This is a genomic window from Cohnella sp. OV330 (assembly GCF_900112065.1).
In the GTDB taxonomy this organism is placed as follows: Bacteria; Bacillota; Bacilli; order Paenibacillales; family Paenibacillaceae; genus Cohnella.
In genome coordinates, this window is the sequence record NZ_FOKE01000005.1 from 399355 (window position 1) to 423372 (window position 24018).

The window sequence follows — 24018 nt, forward strand, 5'->3', positions numbered from 1 at the left end:
CACTTCTCCCGTCTGTCATGGCTACTTAGCCAGATACCCGCCGTCGACCATCAAGTCTTCGCCGGTGATGAAGGAAGCGTCGTCCGACGCGACAAAAGCGACGACGCCCGACACCTCTTCCGCCGTTCCTTGCCGGCCCAGAATATGAAGCTGCGAAATGCGCGCATTTTCCTCTTCCGGATCGATCCCGAGCTGGACGCAGCTGTTTTCGAACGCCTCGGTTCGGATATAGCCCGGGCAGACGCTGTTGACGCGAATATGGAAGGGGCTCAAGTCGATCGCCCAGCATTTCGTTAATCCGCGAATCGCGAATTTGGTCGCATTGTACGTCGCAAAGCTGCTTTGCCCGACAAAGCCGCTGACGGAAGATAAATTAACGATGGAGCCCGCGCCCGTCTTCTTCATGAGCGGCAAGCAATGCTGGGTAACGAGCGAGGTCCCGATGACGTTGACGTCCAAAATGGCTCTCCATTCCTGCGACGTCGCATCGATGCCTTTCAATATGAAGCGGGCCGCATTGTTGACCAGAATGTCGACGCCGTCCGACACTTCGGCCACGCGACGGAAGGCAGCCTCGATCTGCTGCTCGACCGCGATATCCGCCTGGACAAAGTAGACGGGGTTTCCCGTCGCTTGCTGGATGCTTGTCGCCGTTTCTTCGCCGTCCCGCTTCAGATCGAAGATCCATACTTTGCAGCCTTCCTCGCTCAGGCGCCGGGCGATCGCTTTTCCCAGCCCCTGCGCGCCGCCGGTCACGACGGCCGTCTTCCCCTTTAGTCCTCGCACGGCGCTTCCCCCTCCCCGAGGTTGGTTCGCTCCGGCGTTACGATTTGCAGCGTCGCTTTCCCGGAAAGGCCGGCGGGCAGCGGCGATTGAACCTGCTGTCTTTCTTTATGGCCGTACAGGCGTCTGTCGCGGATTTGCTTGATCTTTTCGGTAAAATAAGGCCAGTTTTCCGACAGCGGACTGCTTGGCTTCGGCTCCTGCAGCGCCGGATCGAGCATACGGTTGATCCATACGTTCGTGACCTTGATGCTCAGCGCATTTTCGCCTTCAGCGAGCCAATCCGTAACGTCCAGGCGTCTTGGCGCTTTCCAGAGCACGCCGGCGCTGCGGCCGTTCACGAACACCTCCGCCACCTCGCGGACGTCCTCCAGCTGCAGCCAAACGCGCTGATCCGGCCGGATCGCGGGGATCGTTACCTTTTTCTCGTAAAAAGCGCTGCCGCAGTAATATCGCACGTCCGCGAACCGCTCCCAGGTTTGCAGCTGCTCCAGCGCTTGCTCGAAGTCGGCTTCGGGAATCCGCAGCGTCCAGCGATCCGAGATGTCCATGGGCCGGGTGTGCTGCCGCGCTTCCGGCAGTTCCCCGTTGTCCGCGGCGCCGGTCTCATCCGCGAGCGCTTCGCCGAACACGACCAGCAGGGACTGGAACGGCTCGAACGCGAGCGCAAGGCTCGCTGTCTCGCTCTCCGGCGGAAGCTGGATGCGCCGCAGCGTCCGGCGCGTCATCGGATCCAGCACGGTCGCGGATCGGCCTCCGTATTTGAAGCGAACGCACGCCTGCTGCGCTTCGCCGCTTACGTTCGCCACAAAGTACACATGGCCGTCCCGATGAATCCGGTGCACATAACCGATCGTCTCCGCAGCCAGGTTCGAGCCGCTCGCATCCCCTAACGATTCGATCTCGACGTCGGGGGTCTCGGATTCTCTAAGCCGCGTTACCAGCTGGTCCTCGTTCTCGATGACGATCGTCTTTCCCTTCCCGACCGTCTTCCAGATCCCGTCCTTACGATCGAACAGGTCTGTCGTGAGCGTGTCGAGACGCCTGTTGTTCGCCTCTCTATCCTTATAGCCCGGCGCCGTGCGGGGACGCTCCGTGACGGCGATCAACGTGCCGCCTTCGGATACGTACGCCAAGAGCTTGTCGGCCGTATCGATCGGCAGACGGGTGACGTAGGGCAGGATCAATACCTTGTAGCGGCTTGCGCCCAGCTGCAGTCCCGAGGCAGTCATGCGAGACAGCTGCGTAATGGCTTCGTCGTTGAGAAAATCGAAATAATAGCCCGATTTTTGCACGCGATTGACCAGGCTTTTACCGATATGCGCCTCCAGCTTCATCGCCATATGCAGCTCGGCCAGCGGCATGGCGGACCAAATGTCGGCCTGCGGCAAATAGATCCCGACCTCCGCATAGCTCTCCCCGGCTTGCAGGTACGCGGACACCGTATGGATGTACGAGGATAGAATCGGGTAATATTCCCACCACGTATTGTTATGAGAAATAAAGGAGGAAGCATAAAAGGCCCAGCCCGGCTTCCCTGCCGATTCCGGCGAATAGGAATAGCCGTGATTGACGATTTGATTGATGCCGTCGAGAAAAACCGCATCGACCGCCGCTTTCATCATCTCCAGCGTCTCCATGAAACGCGGCGAACGGAGCCAGGTGAACGTTTCGTTCGTGATTACGGACCGACCATATACATGTCCGGCGGACGATGCCAGCCTGCGATGCACCGTGTTCACCTCGTACTTGTCGTTCGCGCCGAACGTTTCGCCCTCCGGATAGTCGGCAGCCGCGTAGGCCTGCAGAATATCGCCCCAAGTGCCGTGCGCCTGGATTCTGGTTTTGACGCCCCTGGCATGGCTCCATTCGGTAAAGTTGCGGAAGAAGTTATCGATCGTTAATTCCGAAAACGTCTTGTAGTAGTCATAGCGGATATCCGCCGTGATCTCGCCGATGTTCCCCCAGAGTGCCGGCATAAACGGCGTCAGCTCGTAACCTCTGCGCGCCGCGAATTCCTGTGGTAATATCGACGTCCAGTTGTTGCCGCCGAGCTCGATCGAATCGCAGAAGAAGGCCCGAATGCGTCCTTTCCCCAGCCGTTCCAACAGGGGGTCGCCCAATTGCGCGAAATAGAAGTCGGATACGTCCTTGCGGCAATGGTCGATTGCGTAGCCTTCCATCCCCGGTGCGGGTATGCCCACCTGCTGTTTGTACATATTCGTAATAAAGACGTAGATCTTCCAATGCCCTTCCGGGATGCTCACCTTGTTCATGCAGTGGCCCCACTGCCAGCCGTGCAGCCAGGTCGTGCCCAGATGGTCCGTAATATCCTGAAGCGTATCCGGGAGCAGCGCGCCGTTCTCGAACTTGCCCATGACGGCTTTGATCGGCTCGCCGGGCAGGATCGTCGTGAAGTCCTGCTCGTATTCGGAAGGACCCATGACATCGATTTGGTAAGGAATCAAGATTTCCGGCGCCATGTCGTACGGGACGAACGGGCCGCCGAACGGCCAACCGGAGCAGAGCGTGATATCGACGAAAAGCCCCAGTTGTTCTGCAGTCGTTAGCGTATAATCGAGAATTTCCATAAATTCGGGCGAGTAATAAGCGCGGTTTTTAATGCCCTGCGCTTCGGAATCCTCCTGGAGGGGATACGTGATCTGGATCTCGACCCCGCCCAGCCCCGCCGCTTGCATAAAGCCAAGCTCGCGGCGGATCTCTTCCTTCGTTACGGCCGCGCCGTACCACCACCAACGCGTGAAGCCCTTCGCTTCAGCCGGCGGGTTATGCAGCAATTCGAGGCAATCGTCCATGTGTGAGATGATAGGCCACCTGCCAGTCGTTTAATGATAAGTCCAATCGGTTATTGGAACAGCTTTTCGTCCAACCGGTCCAAGTCCGAGCGAAGAATCTCGAAGTGCTTGCGCATGAAGCGCTTCGCGGATTTGACGTCGCCGTTCTTCATCGCCTCGAGAATCTGCCGATGCAGCGGCTCCGTCTCTCTGCCGAAGATCGGCGCGTCGACGGCGTCGATGACTTGCGCGGACCACAGATTTTCCAGATCCTCGATCGATTGGAACAGCTTCAGCAGAAGCCGATTGTTAGCGCATTCATATAAGGTTTTATGAAACAGGTAGTCCTCATGCCGGGGAATCTCTCCCTGCTCCCGTTTCCGGTCGTACTCCGCGATAATGGCTTCCAATTGTTCCAGGCAAGCGCTTTGACCTTGGCTCACGATCTGTTCGATGGCGTACTGCTCCATCATTTCCCGCAGATCCAATATTTCCAGCAGCGACCTTTTCTCGTTCGAGACGCGCAGCTTCAGATCGGCGATTTCCCCGAGAATCGTTTTCTCGGCTCGAAGATACATGCCGCTGCCGGGCTTGATCTCGATCATGCCGTAGCCCTCGAGCTTCTTCATGGCTTCCCGGAACGAGGCCCTGCTGATTTGAAGCTGCTCGCAAAAGAACCGCTCGGGCGGCAGGCGATCCCCTTGACTTAGGCCGTGGTCCGCGATGTACTTCAGGACTTCCTCCGAAATCGACTCGTGCAGCTTTTGCCGCTTTAAAGGTTTAAGCAAGAAACGGTATCTCCTATCTCGTTGAATTAGTAAGTTGTCTGACCAATTTATTGATAACATATTTGATTTTTAGGAAAGTGTCAATTGTTTTCTGCTTTTCGCTCGCGTTTGACCGATTGGATAAAAAAATACCGCCTTTGGAGGCGGCGTGATTGTTCGCCGGGGCTTTGCTTCGCTGGCCGAAAAGGCACGCGCTTGAAACGCATTTCGTGGCAATAAAAAAATCCCTTATCGCTAAGGGATCACGTCATTTAAGTTATGGTGCGGTCGAGAGGACTCGAACCTCCACGGTATTGCTACCGCCAGCCCCTCAAGCTGGTGCGTCTGCCATTCCGCCACGACCGCATATTAAAAGTGTTGCTGTTCTCCAAGCGGCAGTGCCGGGGAACTTCTTCAAGCTTCGTTCTTGCGTGAATCCGATCCTGCGAAGCGAAGGTGGTGAGCCATGATGGACTCGAACCTTCGACACCCTGATTAAAAGTCAGGTGCTCTACCAACTGAGCTAATGGCTCGTACTAAAGTTGGTGACCCGTGGGGGAATCGAACCCCCGTTACCTCCGTGAAAGGGAGGTGTCTTAACCGCTTGACCAACGGGCCGCAATAGCACCGATTCGCTTTGTTTATCGTGTTCCCTCTCAGGCGACAAAAATGATTATATAACACGATTAGCGGAATCGCAAGTACCTTTGCGCAATTTTTTAAAAGATTTTTTGTAGTGTATGCTAAGACCATGAAAGGAGCGCCAATCATGACTCAAATGCTTCTATATAATGAATCGACGCGGCGCGTCGAAGAGACCGAAGTCCGGGTGCCATGCGAAGGCGAAGTCGCCTGGGTGCCGCTGATCGCCGCCTCGCAGGAGGAGATCGAGCGCGTGCTGCGGGACGTGTTCTGCTGTCACCCGCTCATCGTCGAGGACTGCGTCAAGCTGAACCAGCGCCCCAAGCTCGACCGTTACGACAAGCATCTGCTCCTCACGTTCTTCGAGGTCGGGCAGGACTTGACGACAATCGAGACGGAGCATGTCATCGGTCCCAACTACGTCATCACGGTCGCGCCGCAATCCGCGAGCTCGGTCGACGCGGCAGAGCGAGACTTCCGCGCCGCGCCGGAGCGGTTCATGACCTTTTCGGGCGTCCTCCTCTACCGTCTCCTCGACCGCTGCGTCGACGACTACGCTGACCTGACGGACAAGGTGGAAAACGCGCTGGACAAGCACGAGCGGGCCATCTTCCGCAATCCGCACGTCAGGATCGCCGGCGACGTCTTTCGCCTCAAGCGGAAGCTGCATACGGTCAGGCGCATCATGGCCGACGAAAAAGCGGCGCTCGCGCAGCTGACGCATCAGCAGTTCCCTTATACCAGAGCCGAAGCGGACGTGTACTTCATCGACATCTACGATCACGTCTCGCGCGTGCTCGACTCGATCGACGGCTTCCGCGAATCGCTGTCCGGCCTTCTCGAGCTGCAGCTGGGCATGAAGTCGGATCGGATGAACGAGATCATGAAGACGCTCACGATCGTCAGCTCCATCTTCCTCCCCCTGACCTTCGTCGTCGGCTTGTACGGCATGAACTTCCAAGATATGCCCGAACTGCGTTGGAAATACGGCTATCCCGCCGTGCTGCTGATCATGGTGGCGATCGCAGGATCGCTCTGGTGGTTCTACAAGCGAAAAAAATGGCTGTAGCGCTCGCGGCGTCCTCGTTTCAACGAACGTCGTATCCGGTTAAGCACTAAGTAATATACGGATTCGACAAAGGGGCTATTCGCCATGACCGAACATAAGCTGCACGACGGTTCCCTATACTGGCCGAAAACGATGTCCTTCTTCCCTACATATCCTTCCCTTCGCGAACGCGCGATGACGCAAGTCGCGATCATCGGCGGCGGCTTGACCGGCGCGATCTGCGCAGCGACCCTTGCGGAAGCCGGCATTCCCGCCGTTCTGGTCGAGGAGAAACGCGTCGCTTCCGCCAGCACGGCAGCCAACACCGGTCTTATCCAATTTTCCAGCGATATCATGTTAAGCGAGCTGGCCGACCGGATCGGCGAGATGGACGCTGCCGCGTTCTACGCGCATTGCAGCAAAGCCGTGAACGATCTCGGCCTGCTGGCGGCGGCCATCCCCCAGGACGGCGGCTATCGCTCGCGCAGCAGCCTCTACTGCGCCGCTTCCGACGAAGACGCTTCCAAGCTTCGCCGGGAGTACGGGATGCTCCGCCGGCACGGCTTCGGGGCGGATTGGGGCTTCCCCGCGGGAGTCGGCCTCGACTTTAAGGCGCGTTATCCCGCCGCTCTCGTGACGCACGGCGACGCCGAGATCAATCCCGTGCGTCTCGCGCACGGCTTCATCGCGCAGGCGGCGCGGAGCGGCGTTCGCGTGTACGAGCATGCGGGCGTAACGGACGTACGCAGAAGAGGCGACTGGTTCGTACTCGCTTGCGATGGCGGCGAGATCCTCGCGCGGACGGTCGTGCGCGCGACGGGCTGCCTCCCCGGCATCGAGGGGGCTGACGGGAGCGAACCTATCCTTCGCCGGACGTTCGCGCTGGCGACGGCACCCAATTCGGTTCCCGACGAATGGAACCGGGACCTGATGATGCGGGAAACGGCGCGGCCCTACTTTTATTTCCGTACGACGCCGGACGGCCGGATCGTCGCCGGCGGGCTGGACGAGGATGCGTCGAATCCCGAGACTGGCGAGCGGGCGCTGCAGGAGCGCACTGACAAGCTGCTCGCCGAGCTTGGAGCGCTGTTCCCGGGCAGCCGCTTCGAAGCCGAGTACGCCTGGTGCGGCGCGATCGACGAATCGCCGAACGACCTTCCCTTCATCGGCGAGCATCCGGAGATGCCGGGCCTCTTCCATGCGCTCGGCTACGGCGGCAACGGCTCCGTGTACGGCATGCTGGCCGCGAGCATGCTCGTAGCGGGCTTGCGGGGGGAAACGCACCCGCTCGCCGGGCTGCTGCGGCCGACGCAGACTAGGCGGACCGTTAATGGAGAGCCTGCCGTCAAGCAGGCCTATGGGGTTTAACCGATTGCGCGGGACGAGGGAGTTGTCAATTCTATTCGGTACCAGCGACCTCGGCCAATCCCCTGAACGTCGCGTTTATTTCTAACGGAGACTTGTTATATCTCCACGTTACGTCGAGCGGGCATTTGTTTCTAAATGAGACCCATCCGATCGTCGCGACGTCCGGGGTCGTTCCTTTGTTTCTCAATGAGACTTGTTCGCTCTTCGTTTCGCCACGAACGGGATGTTGGTTTTCAACCAATACCTCCGAATACAAATAAAAAAGGATTGCCTATTCGGCAATCCTTTGTCATGTCGCTGTGGTGGCGGAGAGAGAGGGATTCGAACCCTCGCACCACTTGCGCAGTCTAACCCCTTAGCAGAGGGTCCCCTTGAGCCACTTGGGTATCTCTCCATGTTGGCTCCCCGAACAGGACTCGAACCTGTGACAACTCGATTAACAGTCGAGTGCTCTACCAACTGAGCTATCAGGGAACGTTTTCTTCAAAAGCGACATTGATTAATTTATCATATGTCCTCTAATGAGTCAAGCACTGTCCTAAACTTTTTTGAAATTAATTTTGCGCCGCCTGGGCCGCCCACGAAGCGGCCTGCTCCGGCGCGGCTTCTTCGAGCCGCAGCTTGCCTCTGCACCTGCCGCACACGTACTTGCGCGGGTCGGTCTTGCGCTTGCGCGGGTACGACATGCCGCAGGCGCGGCACACCAGATGGTAACGGACCGGCAAACTGCGACGCGCGCCCGGAAGCGCTTGACAGTAAAGCGTGGCGCCAACCTGGGCGAGCAGCGTCTTGAACTCAGCGTCGCGGTGCTTATAACCCCGCCCGAGCAGGTGCAAGTGGTAGTGACACAGTTCGTGCTTAATGATGCGCTCCGTCTCTTCCGCTCCGTTGATCTGGAGCTGATGCGGGCTGATCTCTATATTATGGCTCTTCGTAAAATAACGGCCTCCGGTCGTCCTCAGCCTGCCGTTGAACGCGGCCTTGTGCAGGAAGGGCCTGCCGAACCATTGAAGAGACAACGCCTCCACCCACTGCTGCAATTCCCGGTTGTCCATTTACGGAGCCTGCCTTCCTAACGATGCCTTGTTCTACTTGAATTGTAGCCACGGGTTGGGCTACACTGTCAAGTAGAATTTGCCGAGGGGAGACCATCTGACTCATGCCCGACATGACCCATGTATTGCTTCAGCGCGCCGACGGCAGCCTCCTGTTCGTCGAGATGCCCGCGTCTCACGCTTATCAGCTTAACGCGCTGAACCTTAGACTGCACAAGGAACTGTCCAAGCTGACGGCGGACAACGTCCCGGCGCTGCCAAGAGCCGTCGCTGAAGTCGGCAGCCTGGAGCTGATGGAAGGCGCGGCCGAACGGATCGGCGGCATGGACTACGTCAACGAGCTCGAAGCGACGTTCGCCGCCGTACGCGAAGGCGAGTACCCGATTGTCTCGCTGCTGACCGAGATTCGCGCGCTGCAGGCGCAGCTCGAACAGTGGTACGAGGAAGAAGGCCTCCTCTAGCCGCCAACGATCGACGCCAGGCCCAACTTTTGCACACGTTCCGCCAGTCGGACCTGCACGGTTCGCCTCTCCTCTCCATAAGGTATTAGTACAGCATGACAGTGGAGGAGGACGACGGCTATGCCGCAATGGCTGTGCAATCAGATGATGAGGGCTTACCAGAAGAAGGACCGCCGCCAGATCAAGATGCTGAACGACTGCTGGTTTTTTTATTACCGCCAGCCCGCCAAGGATGCGGCCGCAGGCCCTCGTTCCTAACCGACCGTCCCGGTGTGAATCATACGATCTATAATCATTGACAGCCGCCCCGAATGCGGACGCAGCATGCTGCGCCGCATTCGGGGCGGCTGTCTGTCAGGCGCGGGTCGACGGCTTTAAGTTTCCGCCGGCCCTTTCATCGTCAAGCTGACGCGACCCTTCTTCAGATCCGCGCTCATGACCCACACTTTGACCGTATCGCCCACGGCGACGACTTCCGTCGGATGTTTCACGAACCGGTTGCTAATCTGCGAGATATGCACGAGACCGTCGTTTTTAATCCCGATGTCGACGAAGGCGCCGAAGTCCACGACGTTGCGGACCGTGCCGGTGAGCTCCATCCCCGGCTTCAAGTCTTCGATATCAAGGACGTCGGTGTGGAAAATCGGCGCCGGCAGCTCGTCCCGCGGATCACGCCCCGGGCGCTGGAGGCTGTCGAGAATGTCGCGCAGCGTCGGCACGCCCACGCCGAGCCCGGCCGCCGTCTCCGCGACGTCCACGCCGCGCAGGCGCTCCTTGACTTCGTCGGTGCCGATCCGGTCCAGCTTCAGGCCGAGCGCCTTGAACAGCTTGTCCACGACGCCGTACGACTCGGGATGGATCGGCGTGCGGTCGAGCGGATGCGCGCCGTCCGAGATGCGCAGGAAGCCCGCGCATTGCTCGAACGCCTTCGCGCCGAGCCGCGGCACCTTTTGCAGCTGCTTGCGGTCGGTAAACTTCCCGTTCTCTTCTCTCGCCTTGACGATGTTCTTCGCCAGCGTGGCGTTGATGCCCGACACGTACGAGAGCAGCGACGGCGACGCCGTGTTGACGTCTACGCCGACATGGTTGACCGCGGACTCCACGACGCCGCCGAGGCTCTCGTCGAGCCGCTTCTGGGACACGTCGTGCTGGTACTGCCCGACGCCGATCGCCTTGGGCTCGATTTTCACGAGCTCCGCAAGCGGGTCCTGGAGCCGGCGCGCGATCGACACCGCGCTGCGCTCGGCGACGTCGAGATCGGGGAACTCCTCCTGCGCGAGCTTGGACGCCGAATACACGCTGGCTCCCGCCTCGTTCACGATGAGGTATTGCAGCCCGCGCTCCGGCATGCCCTTGATCACCGACACGACGAACTGCTCCGTCTCGCGCGATGCCGTGCCGTTGCCGACGACGATAAGAGTGACGCCGTACTGCCCGATCAGCCTGCGGAACAGCGCCTCGGCCTCCGCTTTTTTGTTATGCGGAGGCGTCGGATAGGACACTGCGACTTCGAGCAGCTTGCCCGTATCGTCGACGACGGCGAGCTTGCAGCCGGTGCGGTAGGCAGGATCGACGCCGAGCACGACCTGTCCCTTGACCGGCGGCTGTAGCAGCAGGTTTCGCAGGTTTTCGGAGAAGATGGAGATCGCGTGCTCCTCCGCCTTCTCCGTCAGCTCGCCGCGCAGCTCGCGCTCGATCGACGGGGCGATCAGCCGTTTGTAGGCGTCCTCCGCCGCCGCGGCGAGCGCATCGCGAGCCGGAGACGGACCGCGGAGCGTCCGCCTGTGAAGTTCGGATACGACGCGGTCGGACGGCACCTCGAGGCCGACGCCGAGCACGTCCTCCCGCTCGCCGCGGTTGATCGCGAGCACCCGGTGCGGAGGCAGCCGCTTAACCGGCTCGCTATATTTGTAGTACATCTCGTATACCGATTCGGCATCGGCATTTTTAGCCTTGCACTGCAACACGCCTTGGTCCCACGTGAATCGGCGCACCCACTTGCGAATGTCCGCGTCGTCCGCGATGCCTTCGGCCACGATGTCCATCGCGCCCTGGATCGCTTCTTCCGCGCTGGCGACGCCTTTAGCGGCGTCGATATAACGTGCGGCTTCGCGCAGCAGATCGCCCTGCCGCGGCTGCGACAGCAGCCAGTTCGCGAGCGGCTCGAGCCCGCGCTCCTTGGCCACGCTCGCCCTCGTCTTGCGCTTTTGCCGATAAGGCCTGTACAGATCTTCGAGCTCTTGCAGCTTCACCGCGGCGCCGATCGCCTTCGACAGCTCGGGGGTCAGCTTGCCCTGCTCGTCGATCAGACGAAGCACCTCGCCCTTGCGGTCCTCGAGCTGCTTCAGGTAGCCGCGCCGTTCCTCGATAGCCCGAAGGACGTTCTCGTCAAGCTCGCCGGTCATCTCCTTGCGATAGCGGGCGATGAACGGTATCGTGTTGCCCTCGTCGAGCAGTCCCGCCACCGTGCGCACCTGCGCAGGCTTCAGGCTAAGCTCGGATGCGATCTGCGCGATCATGCGCTCCGCCGCAAGCTTCGCGTCCGGCAATGTCGCTTCATTCATGGTACGTCGGCTCCCTCTGGTCAAGTCTTTTCCCATCATAACAAAAGACGCTTCCTGCCGGAAGCGTCCATAAGACTCGCGTCATAGCGCGATCGAAGGCTCGTTCATGTCGGGACAGCGCAGCGCCGCAAGGACAAAAGCCGTCATATCCTCGCAGAGACGCTCCGAGTCGGGCACGGGCTCCGACAGCACCGGATCGAAAAAGCTGAACTCGCGTCTATACGTAATTCCTCCCCACAGGTAGAGGAACGCGCTATCGAGCGAACGGTAATGAAACACGCCTCGACGCTTGCCCTCGGCGAGCAGCGAACGAATCTTCTCCCAGATCGGCATCAGATACTCCCGAATGAAGTCGCGTCTGCAAGTCTCGTTGCCGATCTCGTTTTGAATAACGCGAATGAGGTCGGGGTCCTCGGATTGAAACTTCACGATCTCCCGGATCACGACCTTGAGACCCGCGATCGGCTCCATCGGCGCGGCGATCGTCTCCCGAACGAGCTCGATGGGAAAAAACTCGTCCAGCAGCGCTTCGAAAAGCTTGTCCTTGCCTTGAAAATAATAGGACACGAGCGCGGGATTCGTATCAGCCTCGACGCCAAGCGCCCGAACCGTCGTCCCGTCAAAGCCCTGCCGCGCGAACAGCCGCTTGGCGGCCAGCAGAATGCGCATCCTTGCATCTAGCTCGTAGGTACTCATGGTTCCTCCCACGCGAAAATACTTTAGTGCTTCACCGCATTATCTCTATTATGCAGCAAAGAACCTGCGCGAAGCAAGCATGCGTTTGTCGAATTAGTGGTATTTTTTATGCAAAAAAAAGAACGGTCCCTTCTTCGAGAAGGAACCGCTCTTAAAAATCGATCAGACCGACGCTGATGAGCAGCGCCTCGTCTACCTTTCGCATCATTTCCTCGTCCAAATGCGTAATCTTGTCCGTGAGCCGCTGCTTGTCGATCGTGCGGATCTGCTCGAGCAGCACGACCGAGTCGCGCTCCATTCCGTGCTCCTTGGCCTCGATCTCCACATGCGTCGGAAGCTTCGCCTTTTGGATCTGCGCCGTGATCGCCGCAACGATGACCGTCGGACTGAACCGGTTGCCGATATCGTTCTGTATGACGAGCACAGGGCGTACGCCGCCCTGCTCGGACCCGACGACAGGCGACAGGTCCGCGTAGAACACATCCCCGCGTTTGACGATCAATCGCTACACCCCGCTCACGAGCCGTCCGAGCGTGCTCTCGGCGTCTTCCTCGGCATGGAACGCTTCGGATGCCATGTTCAGGTTAATCTTGGCCATCTCCAGGTATCCCCGCTGCATCGCGTCGCGGATCAGGCGTTTTTTTCTGTCGACCAGATACTGCTTCATCGCCTGGCGGACGACTTCGCTGCGATTGGAATTCTCGTTCGCCGCGACATAATCCACCTCGCGCAGCAGATGATCGGGCAGACTGATCATAATCCGCTTCGTATTGTGCAAATTGGCCACCGAACACGCACCCCCAAAAAATGTCCATGCTGCAATAATTCCCAGTATCTCGTTAGCTGAAAGGAAATATACGAATATCATACCATTCGCGCCGTCCGCGCGTCATTCCTGCTTGACGGCATAAAAATGTCGAAGCTCGCCCGCCGCTAATGCTGCAGCAGCGGGTTGGCCACGCCGACGATCTCGCCGTCCCTGACATACACTCTAGGCACGCGGGCCGCGATCATGCAAGTCACTTCGTAATTAATCGTGCCGAGCTTAGCGGCGAGCTCCTCGACCGGCAGTACCGCCTCGCCCTGGCGGCCGAAAAGCACGACCTCCTCGTCGGGCGCCCAAGGGGACTCGGCGCCGGATGGCCCTTCGTCCAGACGCACCATGCACTGATCCATGCAGATCGAGCCGACGACGGGATGCCGTCGGCCTCTCGCGAGCACCTCGGCCTTGCCGGACAGCATCCGGCTGAAGCCGTCGGCGTAGCCGATCGGCAGCGTCCCGATCGACTCGCGTTTTTCCGTGAAGTATCTGGTGCCGTAGCTGATGCCTTCGCCGGCCGCCAGCGTCTTGACGTGGGCGAGCCGCGTGCGCAGCGACATGACCGGCGCAAGCGGGATCTCGTCGTGCCGGACTTCGTCGCTCGGATACAGGCCGTACATGCCGATGCCCAGGCGCAGCATGCCGCCTACCTGCGGGGGCAGATCGATGCCGGCGGCGGTATTGCCCGCATGCACGATCTCGACGGGCAGTCCCGCCCGCCGGACATAATCGACGACCGAGGCGAAGCGCTCGGCCTGCATCGTCGTGTAGCTCTTGTCGCTCTCGTCCGCTCGCGCGTAGTGCGTGTACATGCCTTCGACCGCCAGTTGAGGCAGCTTGAAGGCTCTCTCTAAAAAACGCTCGGCAGCCGGGCCCGGCAAAATCCCGAGCCTGCCCATGCCGGAATCGATTTTCACGTGCGCTTTGAGCTTCGCCCCTTTTACGGGCATTCGTTCGATCGCATCGAGTTGATCCTCGCGGTACAACGTCACGGCGATGCCGCGTTCGCGAGCGATCGGAAAAGCATCGGACGGCGTCAGCCCGAGCACGAGCGCGGGCGTATCGATGCCCGCATCGCGCAGCTGCAGCGCTTCGTCCAGGAAGGCGACGCCGAGATAGTCCGCGCCGGCCTCTGCCGCCGTTCGCGCGGTCCAAACCGCGCCATGGCCGTATGCATTGGCCTTCACCGAGGCGAGCAGCCTCGTGCCCGGCGCGAGGCGCGACTTGAACGCGGTCACGTTGGCGCGCAGCGCGTCAAGCGAGATCACGGCAACCGTCGGCCTGTAATATCCTTCCACGTACGTCACCTACTTTTGCCAGAAAACAGTTTGCTTCCTAATAAGGTAATGTTACCGGGCGCGGACCTTACTGTCAACGCAAGAGAGGCAACCAATGGTTGGCTATCCGTCTCTCGGATGCCAAAAAGCCGGTCTTAGGACCGGCTTTTGGCTGTAAATGAGAAATTAATGAGAGAAGGCTTTACTTGCCGGATTGATCCACGAGCGCCTGGGCGACCCGGACCATCTCTTCATGCGGCAGATCGACCGTCGTCAGGCGGTAGTCCACGCCGTCGTACGTCCAAGACAGCGACTGCGTATCGTCTTCGGTCAGGAAGCCAACGGTGAAGCCGAGATCGAGCGCCTTGGTCTGCGCCAGCGTCGAGACGGCGCGGTCCTTGGACTGCGACTCGATGATCGAGAAATCGTAGGTTCCGCTGTAGCGCAGCATGACGCCTTGCTCTCCGTCGCCGAGCTGCACGTCGAACGGCGCTTCCACTTGCGTCACGCCTTGCGGAAGCATGAGCGGATCGGGCTCGATCGCGGCCATTTCGACGACCGGCTCGGCGGTTTTGCCGTCCGTGCCGTCTGCCGGATCGGCGGTCGCCGGGTCTGCGGACGTGCCGTCCTTGCCGCTCGCATCCGGCGAAGCGCCGTCCGGCAGCGCGCCGGTCGTGCTGGCGCCATCCTTCGGCGTCGCGAGGTTCTGCTGCATGTCGAACGCGGACTTGTCGAACTTTTTGCCGAATTCGAAGCTGTCGAACTTCACGTCCACGAGCACGTTCGAATTCGTGTCCGTCACCTCGACCAGCTGCGGCGAATAATCGCTCTTGTCCAGCCAGATCTTCTGGCGGGCGAACGAGCCGTTCTGATAATTGCCGGCCATCACGTTAAAGACGTAAGAGTCCTTCTCTGCCGCGAACTGGCGCGAGTTGTCGACGGCGATGCTGTGCAGGAGCGTCTGCAGCAGGTACACTTGGCCCTGGTTGTCCGGCCAGTCGCTCTGGAAGCGGTAGCTCTTATTCAGGCTCGGCGTCAGGACGAACACGCCGTCGTCGTTGCGAAGCACGATCTGCGTCACGTCGCGGCTTGCGCTAGTGAGCGCGACGCGGTAATAGTTAGGTTTTTGGTACCACACCTCAACCTTGTAAGCCTGCGGCTGCTGCCCGGTATGCAGCGTCATGACGCCGCTTCCTTGGTAGCTGTCCATCTTGTCCGACAACTTGGTCAGATCCTTCACGACCGAATCGGCGTTCTTGCCCGCGCCGCATCCCGACAGCAACGTCGCGACGAGCACCAGGGCAGCCGCGATCCACGGCAGCTTGCGAAGCATCACATCAACCCCTCTTCGATTGGTTAGTCCATGCTTCATTCCTATGAGGGGACTTGACCAAATATGCGGACGAGATTGACGAGCCGGCATACGGGACGATCGATAGGGCATTTCTACTATATAAAGGACAAACTATTCGGACGAACGACGGCTGACCTCGCCGCGCATGCGATCGATCAGCTCCGCCACCGTCATCTCCCCCGCTTCCCCGTCGCCCCGCCGTCTCACGGACACCGTGCCGCGCTCGCGCTCCTTTTCGCCGACGACGAGCATGTACGGCACCTTTTGCAGCTGCGCCTCGCGGATCTTGTAGCCGAGCTTCTCGCTTCGCAGGTCGGCCTCGATTCGGATGCCCGCTTCGGCCAGCTCGCGCTTGACCTGCAGCGCATAGTCGGCGAACGAATCCGATACCGGCAGCAGTTTCGCCTGTACCGGCGCCAGCCACAGCGGAAATGCGCCGCCGTAATGTTCCGTGAGCATCCCGATGAAGCGGTCGATCGAGCCGTAGATCGCCCTGTGGATGACGATCGGCCGATGCTTCAGGCCATCCTCGCCGACGTACGTCAGATCGAATTTGTCCGGCATCTGGTAGTCGAGCTGAATCGTGCCGCACTGCCAGCTGCGCTTCAGCGCGTCGAGGATGTGGAAGTCGATCTTCGGTCCGTAGAAGGCGCCGTCGCCTTCGTTCAGTTGGTACGGCAGACCCAGCTTCTCTAGCGCGTTCTGCAGTCCCCGCTCAGCCTCGTCCCACGTCTCCGCCGTCCCCAGATAGTCGTCCGGCCGCGTAGACAGCTCGATCTTGTACGCGAAGCCGAACACGCGATAGATCTCGTCGATCAGGGAGATCGTCCGCTTGATCTCCTCCTCGATCTGGTCCTGGCGCAGGAAGATATGGGCGTCGTCCTGGCAGAACGTGCGCACCCGCATCATGCCGTTCAGCGCGCCGGAAAATTCGTGCCGGTGCACCTGGCCGAACTCGGACAGCCGGATCGGCAGCTCGCGGTAAGAGTGCAGTTCGTTTTTGTAGATCAACATATGTCCCGGGCAGTTCATCGGCTTCAGCGCGAACTTCGTGTCGTCCACCTGCGTGAAGTACATGTTGTCTTTATAATGATCCCAATGGCCCGATTGCTCCCAGATGCGGTTGTTCATCATGAACGGCGTGCGCACTTCGTCGTAGTCCCGCTTGCCTTGAATCTCTCGCGAGAAGTTCTCGAGCGCCGTACGGATCGTCATTCCCTTGGGCAGGTAGAACGGCATGCCCGGCGCTTCCTCGGAGAACATGAACAGCTCGAGCTCCTTGCCGAGCTTGCGATGATCCCGCTTCTTGGCTTCCTCCAGCAAGCGCAGATGCTCCAGCAAATCGGCTTCCTTGGGAAACGAAGTGCCGTAAATGCGCTGCAGCATTTTGTTTTTCGCGTCGCCCCGCCAGTACGCCCCAGCCACGCTCATCAGCTTGAACGCCTTGATGCGCCCGGTCGACGGCAGATGGGGGCCGCGGCATAAGTCCGCGAATTCGCCCTGCTCATAGACCGTGATGACGGCATCCGCCGGCAGATCCCGGATCAGCTCCAGCTTGAGCGGATCCGCTGCGAATCGGCGCTCGGCATCTTCCCGGCCTACCTCATGCCGGACGATCGGGAGATCTTCGCCGGCGATCCGCGCCATCTCGCGTTCGATGTCAGCCAGATCGCTCTCCGTCAGCGCTCGCTCCATATCGATATCATAATAAAAGCCGTCCTGTATGACCGGCCCGATGCCCAGCTTGACGATATCCGCGCCGCCGTAAACGCGCCGGATCGCCTGCGCCATCAAGTGCGCCGTGCTATGGCGGTATACCTCAATTCCTTCCGGGTCATCGAGCGTCAGGATCTCGACCTGCGCGTCGCGCTCGATCGAAGTTCCCAGATCGACGGGCCGGCCGTCGACTTTTCCCGCGATCGCCCGCTTGCGGAGGCTCGGCCCGACGATCCCGGCCATCTCGCCGACGGTAGTTCCGCCGACCACCTCTCGCATTTTTCCGTCAGCCAACGTTACCTTTACCATTGCACAAGCCTCCTTGGGGTGTATTTGAACGCAAAAAAACGCACTTCTCCTCAAAGGGACGAGTGCGTTCAAGCTCGTGGTTCCACCCTAATTCGACCTGCGCGAACACGCATCGGCAGCAAGCCGACCCATGACGGGCGAAGTCCTCATCGGTATCCGGTAACGGGGATAAGACGGTATCGCCTACTGACGCGGCGCCGCGAACGGCTCACGGGTTCGACGCTACGGCTGCAAAGGGGTAATCCGCTTCCGGTCTCCGCAGAGGCTCGCACCTTGCACCTCTTTCTCTGTCCGGTCCTCGAAGGGGATCATGTCTTCGGTCGTCGCCTGAATAGATGGATTGCTTGGGACTTATTATAGTGCGGAGGATGTCTCGGGTCAACCGACGCCGTCCCGCCCCTCCCCCAGCGCCGCTGCGTGCAGCCCGATCCGCTTGAGCAGCTCGGAGAGCGCGCGTTTCTCTTCCGGCGAGGCGACGGACAAATTGCGCGAGATCATCGCCGCATGCTTGGGGAAAATATCGTCGAACAAGGCGCGGCCTTCGTCCGTCAGTACGGCGTTGGATGTTCTGCGATCCTCCTGGCTCTGCCTGCGCTCGACGAAGCCCTTTTTCTCAAGCTTGTCGATGACATACGTGATGCTGCCGCTCGGGATCGACAGCCGTTCGCTGATCTTCTGGATCGGCTGCGGCCCTTTGTTATACAGCAGCTCCAGAATCATGAAGTTGTCGGGACTGAGCCCATGGCTCTCGATATCCCGTCCGACGTTGCTGAAGATCGCGCGCGAGGCGCGGGACCATATGCGGAACAACCGAAGATCGTCTGCCGTCCCGTCGTCCATCGGCTCTAATGGTTCCATCGTTCGCCCTCCTTCCGTTCGTTGAACGTCATAGGGAAATCCTATTCTTAGGATAATTGAAAGTCAAGCGGCAGATCGGCAAGCGAACGCAAAAAGAGCAGTGACGATAAATCGTCGCTGCTCTTGAACTTTAGAGGTGGTAGGCCCTGTGGGGATCGAACCCACGACCCGTTGATTAAGAGTCAACTGCTCTGCCAGCTGAGCTAAGGACCTGTAAAGAACTCTTATAATATAACACAGCCCGGACAAGGATGCCAAGCTTTTTTTAAATTACTTTTTTGCGCCCGCTCCACTTGCTTAGTCCTTTGCCTAACGTGCGGGCGACCTTCCGCTAGCTGCTTTGTATAATCGCTTCTTTTTCTAATACGGTTAATAAACTGTGAAGAACTAGCTTATCCGGTCGAAGGAAGTTTTTATAATAGTAATAGTTATTCTCTTTCATGGCATACATTAAATCTTTATCGCTTGCTAATTTCACCGTTTGTTCCACGCATTCATCGGCATTAGCGAACGCCAAATAATTTTGTTGAGGTTTAAAATCTCCCGGAACCGCGTATCTCAACCGTTCGGAAACAATGGCCTTGCTCGCCGCAACATACTCGCCTAATTTCCAGCCGTTCGATTCCCACAAGCCCATCGTAGAAATGCAAATATCCGAACTTTTAACCAAACTCATAAAGTTAATCCGGCTTGTTACAGACGCGTCTAAGAGACAGTCGGCATAATTCCTCTTCGCATATTCCCGAGTGGAAAATCCGCCGACAAAGCGGTCGCCAAACTCCCTCCGTAATTTTCGTATGCATTCCGCTCGCATGTCATCCATATCCTTCGTTTCTTCGGGGTTAAGCCGTTCGCCTTCGCCGCTCCAGGTGCGAGTGGTAAACAAGATTTTAGGGGAAGAGCTGCCGGGTTTAGGAGTGTCTTCGAATTTATCAACATAAAAATGTCGAGAATCATTAATGCCCAGCAATTCCTTTATGTACCACTTTAAGCGATGGGCTATATTAGCCTCAACAGGCTTATCAAGAATATTATTTTTCATCGTTACATGATAATTTAATCCTAACGGATAAATGCGCGAACCGAAATCATATCGATTATTATATTCTTTATTGTAACTTCTTTTGAAATAGAAGGCTGTTCTCCTCGCAAACGCCTGAACTTCGCCCACGTCAAAAATATATCCATCCGCCATATCGTACAACACGTTGATTTTATCATTAACAACGACTTCAACGATTCCGGTGAAGGGATGATTATGGGAACGATTTATCTCCAGGTCAATAATTTCCTGTTCTTTTAGCATTAAAAACCCTGTTATAATTTGGCTTATGTGGCCTTCGCCTTTGATTGTAGATATGTTTATCCTGCACTTCAGTTTGTCCACAACATTCTCAACTCCCCGAGAATCCCGGCCCTGACAAAAAAAAAGAGAACGGTGCGAAAAATCGCCGCCGTTCTCGTCGTTTACGGGATGGTAGGCCCTGTGGGGATCGAACCCACGACCCGTTGATTAAGAGTCAACTGCTCTGCCAGCTGAGCTAAGGACCTGTAAAGAACTTTTATAATATAGCACGTTCCCCGCACCCAAGGCAAGTCCAAAATCAAAAAAATTTCGGAGCCGAACGGATCACGATTCAACCCGACACGGACGGCCGGAAAGCGGCCGTCGCCGGTAATATGTTATGATACGTTTAATTCCTGTCATCTCCTATATAAAGCGAGTGGTAACGTTCATGGCGACGATCCTTACGGTCGAACATTTGACGAAAAGCTACGGGGACAAAGTCCTCTTTGAAGACATCTCCTTCGGCATCGAGGAAGGCGACAAAGTCGGCATCATCGGCGTAAACGGAACCGGCAAATCCAGCCTGCTGAAGGCGGTCGCGGGCATCGAGCCTGCGGACGCCGGTCGAATCAGCGCGGCCGGACGCACGCGCATCCGCATGCTCGCGCAGGATCCGGCCTTCGCGCCCGGCGAGACCGCGCTCTCGCACGTGCTGGGCGGCGATTCGCCGCAGCTCGCCGCGCTGCGCGCATACGGCGCTGCGCTCGAAGCGCTGGAACGCGAGCCCGAGCGGGCCGGATTGCAAGAGAAGCTGATCGCGGCCAGCCAGAAGATGGACGAGCTGGACGCCTGGACGATGGAGACCGACGCCAAGACCGCGCTGGCGCGCCTCGGCATTACCAGCTTCGAGATGCCCGTCGACGCGATGTCCGGCGGTCAACGCAAGCGCGTCGCGATGGCGGCGGCGCTCCTTCAACCTTCCGACCTGCTCATCCTGGACGAGCCGACCAACCATATCGACAACGAGTCGGTCGCCTGGCTGGAGAGCATGCTGCAGAAGCGCCGCGGCGCCCTGCTCATGGTCACGCACGACCGCTACTTCCTGGATCGGGTGAGCAATCGCATCCTGGAGCTCGACCGCGGGCGCGCCTTCTTCTATGAAGCGAACTACAGTCGCTTCCTGGAGCTGAAGCTCGAGCGCGAAGAACGCGAGGCCGCTTCCGAAGCGAAGCGCAAAAACCTGCTGCGCAACGAGCTGGCCTGGATCCGCCGCGGCGCCCAAGCCCGCTCCACGAAGCAGAAGGCGCGCATCGACCGGTTCGAGGCGCTGAAGGCCAGCGCGCCTAAAGCGGCGGGCGGCAAGCTCGACATCTCCGTCGCCTCCTCCCGGCTCGGCCGCAAGATCGTGGAGCTTGAGGAAGTAACCAAGCGCTACGGCGACAGCACGCTGATCGACGGCTTCAGCTATACGGCCGTGCCGGAGGACCGGGTCGGCATCGTCGGCCGCAACGGCAGCGGCAAATCGACGCTGCTCAAGCTGATCGCAGGCCGGCTGCAGCCCGATCGCGGCGCGGTGGAGCTCGGCGACACCGTACGGATCGGCTGGTTTTCCCAGGAGCACGAGGAAATGGACGAAAACCTGCGGGTGATCGAATATATCCGCGAAGGCGCGGAGCAGATCACGACGGCGGAGGGCGAGCAAATCTCGGCCGCGCAGATGCTGGAACGGTTCCTGTTCCCGCCCTCTGCCCAGTGGACGCAAATCTCCAGGCTGTCCGGCGGGGAAAAGCGGCGGCTTCAACTGCTGCGCGTGCTGACCGAGGCGCCGAACGTGCTGCTGCTCGACGAGCCGACCAACGACCTGGATATCGCGACGCTGTCGGTGCTGGAGGACTATCTGGACGACTTCCCCGGCGTCGTGTTCGTCGTCTCGCACGATCGCTACTTCCTCGACCGGACGGTCGACCGGATATTCGGATTCGAGGGCGGCGGCGTCATCCGGCAGCATACCGGCAACTATTCGGATTATCAAGCTTATGCGGAAAAGCAGCAGGCGCTCGAAGCCGCGGCGCAGTCTCCCTCGGCGACGAAGAAGCCGGCGGCGCCCGATTCGGCGGCTTCGGCTTCAGGCGGCGCTGCCGACGCGCGCGCGAGCGGCAAGGCGCTGAAAATGTCGTACAAGGACCAAAAGGACTACGAGCAAATCGACGGCTGGATCGCCGAGGCCGAGGCGCGCATGGCTGATCTGGGCAATCAAATGGAGGCCGCTGCGAGCGACTCTTACCGGCTGCAGCAGCTCACGACGGAACTGGCCGAGCAAGAGGCGAAGCTGGACGGCCTGCTCGAGCGCTGGACGGAGCTGAACGAGCTCGCCGAGGCGATCGCCGCGCAGAAGAAAAACTGAGGGGGTCCAATACGAAGGACCGGATCGATCGGAAGATCGCCGGTCCTTTTATATGGAACGAGCACTATTCGGCAATGTTAGTCCAACTCGACTTTAACTGCCGTTTCGGACAGTAACCTTATGCCCGCCACCCATGCTTTAACGCTTTTCCCGACCATCTCTTCGGTGAACACGGCCTCTGCCGCCGCGCCGTCCACGAGCAGCTTCGCGTCCTTCAAAAGGGAGACGAAAATCGGATTCTCCATCTCTCTGCCGCGCAACTCCCCCGACACCTGGATCACCTTGCGGACCGTATCGACTTTTTCGACGACGCCTTGAATGTCCGGGTCGCGCGTGCAGCACTCTACGACTTCTAATTCCAATGGAAATTCCTCGCCCGCGATCCGGTACATCGCAGCCCTGACGGCGGCGAGCTCCGCATCGCCAAGCTTCTTTTCCACGTCCCGATAGCTCCGGATTTGTATCGCCACTCGCCCGTTGACCATGTCTCCGCTCATCGGCATCACGCCAAGACCATCCATAAGTTCGTCATGGCGCTCGAAGACAGCCGCCATTAATCGCGCCAGACGCTCGTCGGGCGATTCCTCCTTCTCTTCTGCTCTTTCGTAATGCACGCGTACGGTTAGCGGGGAGCCGCTTACCGTAATGCTGACGCCGAGCGGCAGACTCACCGACCTGAGCGGGACATATAGCGTGCCCGCGCTCATCGAAGAGGGCTGGCTTAATAAATATTCCTCTCCGTTAAAAACAAATTTGGAGGCGCCCGCCGTGATGGCAGCGGTAGAGCCGTCTATCGTCGCGGTCGCGATGCTCGTACCGTCCTCCCACTTCACTTGCCCGCCAAGCGCGGCGAAAAAAGCGCGGAAGGCCACGACGGTCTGCCCTTGCCGGATCTTCGCGGGGATCTCGGCGTTTGCCTCTTCGCCTACGTTTACGATCAGTTTGACCGGCGTCTGGGCTTTTGCCCCGGCGGTTGCGAAGCCTGCGGCATGCGCGGGAACGACCGCTGCCCAAGCGAATCCGGGCAACGACAATAGCAGCGCCGCCAGGATCACTAAATGCGCCCTTTTTCTTGTCATCTTCATCCTCCAGCCGTCTGGTTTATAAGATTAGCATAAATGGAATTTTTAAGTAAAACAACCTTTCGTTCATTCGATAAAAATCATCATTAACTAGATAAATCGACTCAGCTTTGCGTGCTCCTCATGCGCCCCACGGTTCACAAAACCGCGCGCAGACGGTAAAATAAAAGCGATATTTGGAAGGAGCGGAGAACTCGGATGACGATTCGAACGATACTGCCGTTCGGCGAAGAGCTGCTGCGGAAAAAAGCGAAGCCTGCCGAAGGCATCACGCCGCGCATCGAAAAGCTGTTGGAAGACATGGCAGAGACGCTATACGCGACGGACGGACGGGCGGGACTCGCCGCGCCGCAGATCGGCATTTTGCGACGGGTGATCGTCATGGACTGCGGCGACGGGCTGATCGAGCTGGTGAACCCGGAGATCTTGGAAATGAAAGGCGAACAAGTAGGGGCCGAAGCGTGCCTGTCCTTTCCGGGCTACGCAGGCATCGTGAAGCGGGCGAACGAGATCACGATCACGACGCTGAACCGGCAGGGAGAGACCGAGACGATTCATGCCGAGGGCTTTCTGGCCCGCTGCATCCAGCATGAGATCGACCACCTCGACGGCATTCTCTTCATTGACCACGTCCACGGCGCCACCTTGTATCACGAGGAAAACGGGGACAAAATCTCGATTCATCAAGTGAGGAAGATCGCCGGTCCGGCGCCCGTGAATCGCTAGTCGTT

Annotated in this window: 20 protein-coding genes and 7 tRNA genes; 6 read left to right on the forward strand and 21 right to left on the reverse strand. The window is 58.9% G+C overall.

The genetic code is table 11. The features are described 5' to 3' along the window. Nucleotides 1–21 precede the first annotated feature (21 nt). The 6 genes from BM235_RS14515 to BM235_RS14540 all read right to left on the reverse strand — a co-directional run bounded on the left by BM235_RS14515 (nt 22) and on the right by BM235_RS14540 (nt 4963). Nucleotides 22–786 (reverse strand): SDR family NAD(P)-dependent oxidoreductase, encoded by a 765-nt coding sequence (locus BM235_RS14515; RefSeq protein WP_158543844.1) that lies wholly within the window; start codon nt 784–786, stop codon nt 22–24. Continuing rightward, the gene (locus BM235_RS14520; RefSeq protein WP_158543843.1) at nt 774–3581 is read right to left on the reverse strand and encodes a glycosyl hydrolase; all 2808 of its coding nucleotides are present in this window, start codon (nt 3579–3581) and stop codon (nt 774–776) included. The genes BM235_RS14515 and BM235_RS14520 overlap by 13 nt, the downstream gene beginning before the upstream one ends. A gap of 68 nt (nt 3582–3649) precedes the next feature. Beyond that, nucleotides 3650–4366 (reverse strand): FadR/GntR family transcriptional regulator, encoded by a 717-nt coding sequence (locus BM235_RS14525; protein WP_158543842.1) that lies wholly within the window; start codon nt 4364–4366, stop codon nt 3650–3652. Between the two features lie 259 nt (nt 4367–4625). After that, nucleotides 4626–4711: transfer RNA gene (locus BM235_RS14530), tRNA-Leu, on the reverse strand. A 91-nt stretch (nt 4712–4802) separates the two neighbouring features. Beyond that, nucleotides 4803–4878: transfer RNA gene (locus BM235_RS14535), tRNA-Lys, on the reverse strand. A gap of 10 nt (nt 4879–4888) precedes the next feature. Next, nucleotides 4889–4963 (reverse strand) — tRNA-Glu (locus BM235_RS14540). A 151-nt stretch (nt 4964–5114) separates the two neighbouring features. Here BM235_RS14540 and corA point away from each other — a divergent pair. Both corA and BM235_RS14550 read left to right on the forward strand, forming a co-directional pair. Next, nucleotides 5115–6056 (forward strand): magnesium/cobalt transporter CorA, encoded by a 942-nt coding sequence (gene corA, locus BM235_RS14545; protein ID WP_090114388.1) that lies wholly within the window; start codon nt 5115–5117, stop codon nt 6054–6056. Between the two features lie 84 nt (nt 6057–6140). Further along, entirely contained in the window at nt 6141–7403 is a 1263-nt protein-coding gene (locus BM235_RS14550) for an NAD(P)/FAD-dependent oxidoreductase (RefSeq protein ID WP_090114390.1), read from the forward strand. Between the two features lie 303 nt (nt 7404–7706). Here BM235_RS14550 and BM235_RS14555 read toward each other — a convergent pair. From BM235_RS14555 to BM235_RS14565, 3 genes are all read right to left on the reverse strand, one after another. Continuing rightward, nucleotides 7707–7797: transfer RNA gene (locus BM235_RS14555), tRNA-Ser, on the reverse strand. Nucleotides 7798–7801: 4 nt separating this feature from the next. Continuing rightward, a tRNA-Asn gene (locus tag BM235_RS14560) sits at nt 7802–7877 on the reverse strand. An 80-nt stretch (nt 7878–7957) separates the two neighbouring features. Then, entirely contained in the window at nt 7958–8458 is a 501-nt protein-coding gene (locus BM235_RS14565; protein WP_090114392.1) for a SprT family protein, read from the reverse strand. Between the two features lie 104 nt (nt 8459–8562). On the opposite strand from BM235_RS14565, the gene BM235_RS14570 reads away from it, so the two are divergent. Both BM235_RS14570 and cmpA read left to right on the forward strand, forming a co-directional pair. Next, nucleotides 8563–8919: a hydrolase/acyltransferase gene (locus BM235_RS14570; protein ID WP_090114393.1), complete on the forward strand. Its 357-nt coding sequence runs from the start codon at nt 8563–8565 to the stop codon at nt 8917–8919. Between the two features lie 120 nt (nt 8920–9039). Next, nucleotides 9040–9177: a cortex morphogenetic protein CmpA gene (gene cmpA / locus BM235_RS14575; RefSeq protein ID WP_090114395.1), complete on the forward strand. Its 138-nt coding sequence runs from the start codon at nt 9040–9042 to the stop codon at nt 9175–9177. 116 nt (nt 9178–9293) lie between these two features. On the opposite strand, the gene BM235_RS14580 is transcribed toward cmpA, so the two are convergent. The 11 genes from BM235_RS14580 to BM235_RS14630 all read right to left on the reverse strand — a co-directional run bounded on the left by BM235_RS14580 (nt 9294) and on the right by BM235_RS14630 (nt 20064). Then, nucleotides 9294–11483: a Tex family protein gene (locus BM235_RS14580; RefSeq protein ID WP_177244231.1), complete on the reverse strand. Its 2190-nt coding sequence runs from the start codon at nt 11481–11483 to the stop codon at nt 9294–9296. Between the two features lie 81 nt (nt 11484–11564). Next, on the reverse strand, nt 11565–12179 hold the full coding sequence (locus BM235_RS14585; protein ID WP_090114398.1) for a TetR/AcrR family transcriptional regulator: 615 nt from the start codon (nt 12177–12179) through the stop codon (nt 11565–11567). 151 nt (nt 12180–12330) lie between these two features. Then, nucleotides 12331–12681 carry a type II toxin-antitoxin system PemK/MazF family toxin gene (locus BM235_RS14590; protein ID WP_090114400.1) on the reverse strand — a complete coding sequence of 117 codons (351 nt, stop codon included), beginning with the start codon at nt 12679–12681 and terminating at the stop codon, nt 12331–12333. A 3-nt stretch (nt 12682–12684) separates the two neighbouring features. Beyond that, nucleotides 12685–12966 carry a CopG family ribbon-helix-helix protein gene (locus BM235_RS14595; RefSeq protein WP_090114402.1) on the reverse strand — a complete coding sequence of 94 codons (282 nt, stop codon included), beginning with the start codon at nt 12964–12966 and terminating at the stop codon, nt 12685–12687. A 146-nt stretch (nt 12967–13112) separates the two neighbouring features. Beyond that, a complete protein-coding gene (gene alr, locus BM235_RS14600; protein WP_090114657.1) occupies nt 13113–14297 on the reverse strand; it encodes an alanine racemase in 1185 nt (394 codons plus the stop codon). Between the two features lie 181 nt (nt 14298–14478). Then, nucleotides 14479–15609, reverse strand: a complete 1131-nt coding sequence (locus BM235_RS14605; RefSeq protein WP_090114404.1) for a LolA family protein — start codon at nt 15607–15609, stop codon at nt 14479–14481. Between the two features lie 132 nt (nt 15610–15741). After that, nucleotides 15742–17655: a threonine--tRNA ligase gene (gene thrS, locus BM235_RS14610; protein WP_090114406.1), complete on the reverse strand. Its 1914-nt coding sequence runs from the start codon at nt 17653–17655 to the stop codon at nt 15742–15744. A gap of 378 nt (nt 17656–18033) precedes the next feature. Then, entirely contained in the window at nt 18034–18513 is a 480-nt protein-coding gene (locus BM235_RS14615) for a MarR family winged helix-turn-helix transcriptional regulator (protein WP_255374381.1), read from the reverse strand. A 137-nt stretch (nt 18514–18650) separates the two neighbouring features. Continuing rightward, nucleotides 18651–18726, reverse strand: a tRNA-Lys gene (locus BM235_RS14620). A gap of 118 nt (nt 18727–18844) precedes the next feature. After that, nucleotides 18845–19900 carry a glycosyltransferase family protein gene (locus tag BM235_RS14625; RefSeq protein ID WP_090114408.1) on the reverse strand — a complete coding sequence of 352 codons (1056 nt, stop codon included), beginning with the start codon at nt 19898–19900 and terminating at the stop codon, nt 18845–18847. Between the two features lie 88 nt (nt 19901–19988). Further along, nucleotides 19989–20064, reverse strand: a tRNA-Lys gene (locus BM235_RS14630). 185 nt (nt 20065–20249) lie between these two features. Between BM235_RS14630 and BM235_RS14635 the strand changes: the two genes are divergently transcribed. Then, a complete protein-coding gene (locus BM235_RS14635; RefSeq protein ID WP_090114411.1) occupies nt 20250–22205 on the forward strand; it encodes an ABC-F family ATP-binding cassette domain-containing protein in 1956 nt (651 codons plus the stop codon). A gap of 77 nt (nt 22206–22282) precedes the next feature. Here the strand turns inward: BM235_RS14635 and BM235_RS14640 are convergent, their stop codons facing one another. Further along, nucleotides 22283–23284 carry a copper amine oxidase N-terminal domain-containing protein gene (locus BM235_RS14640; protein WP_158543841.1) on the reverse strand — a complete coding sequence of 334 codons (1002 nt, stop codon included), beginning with the start codon at nt 23282–23284 and terminating at the stop codon, nt 22283–22285. 201 nt (nt 23285–23485) lie between these two features. Here BM235_RS14640 and def point away from each other — a divergent pair, with 201 nt between their 5' ends. After that, nucleotides 23486–24013 (forward strand): peptide deformylase, encoded by a 528-nt coding sequence (gene def, locus BM235_RS14645; protein ID WP_090114415.1) that lies wholly within the window; start codon nt 23486–23488, stop codon nt 24011–24013. Nucleotides 24014–24018: the final 5 nt, after the last annotated feature.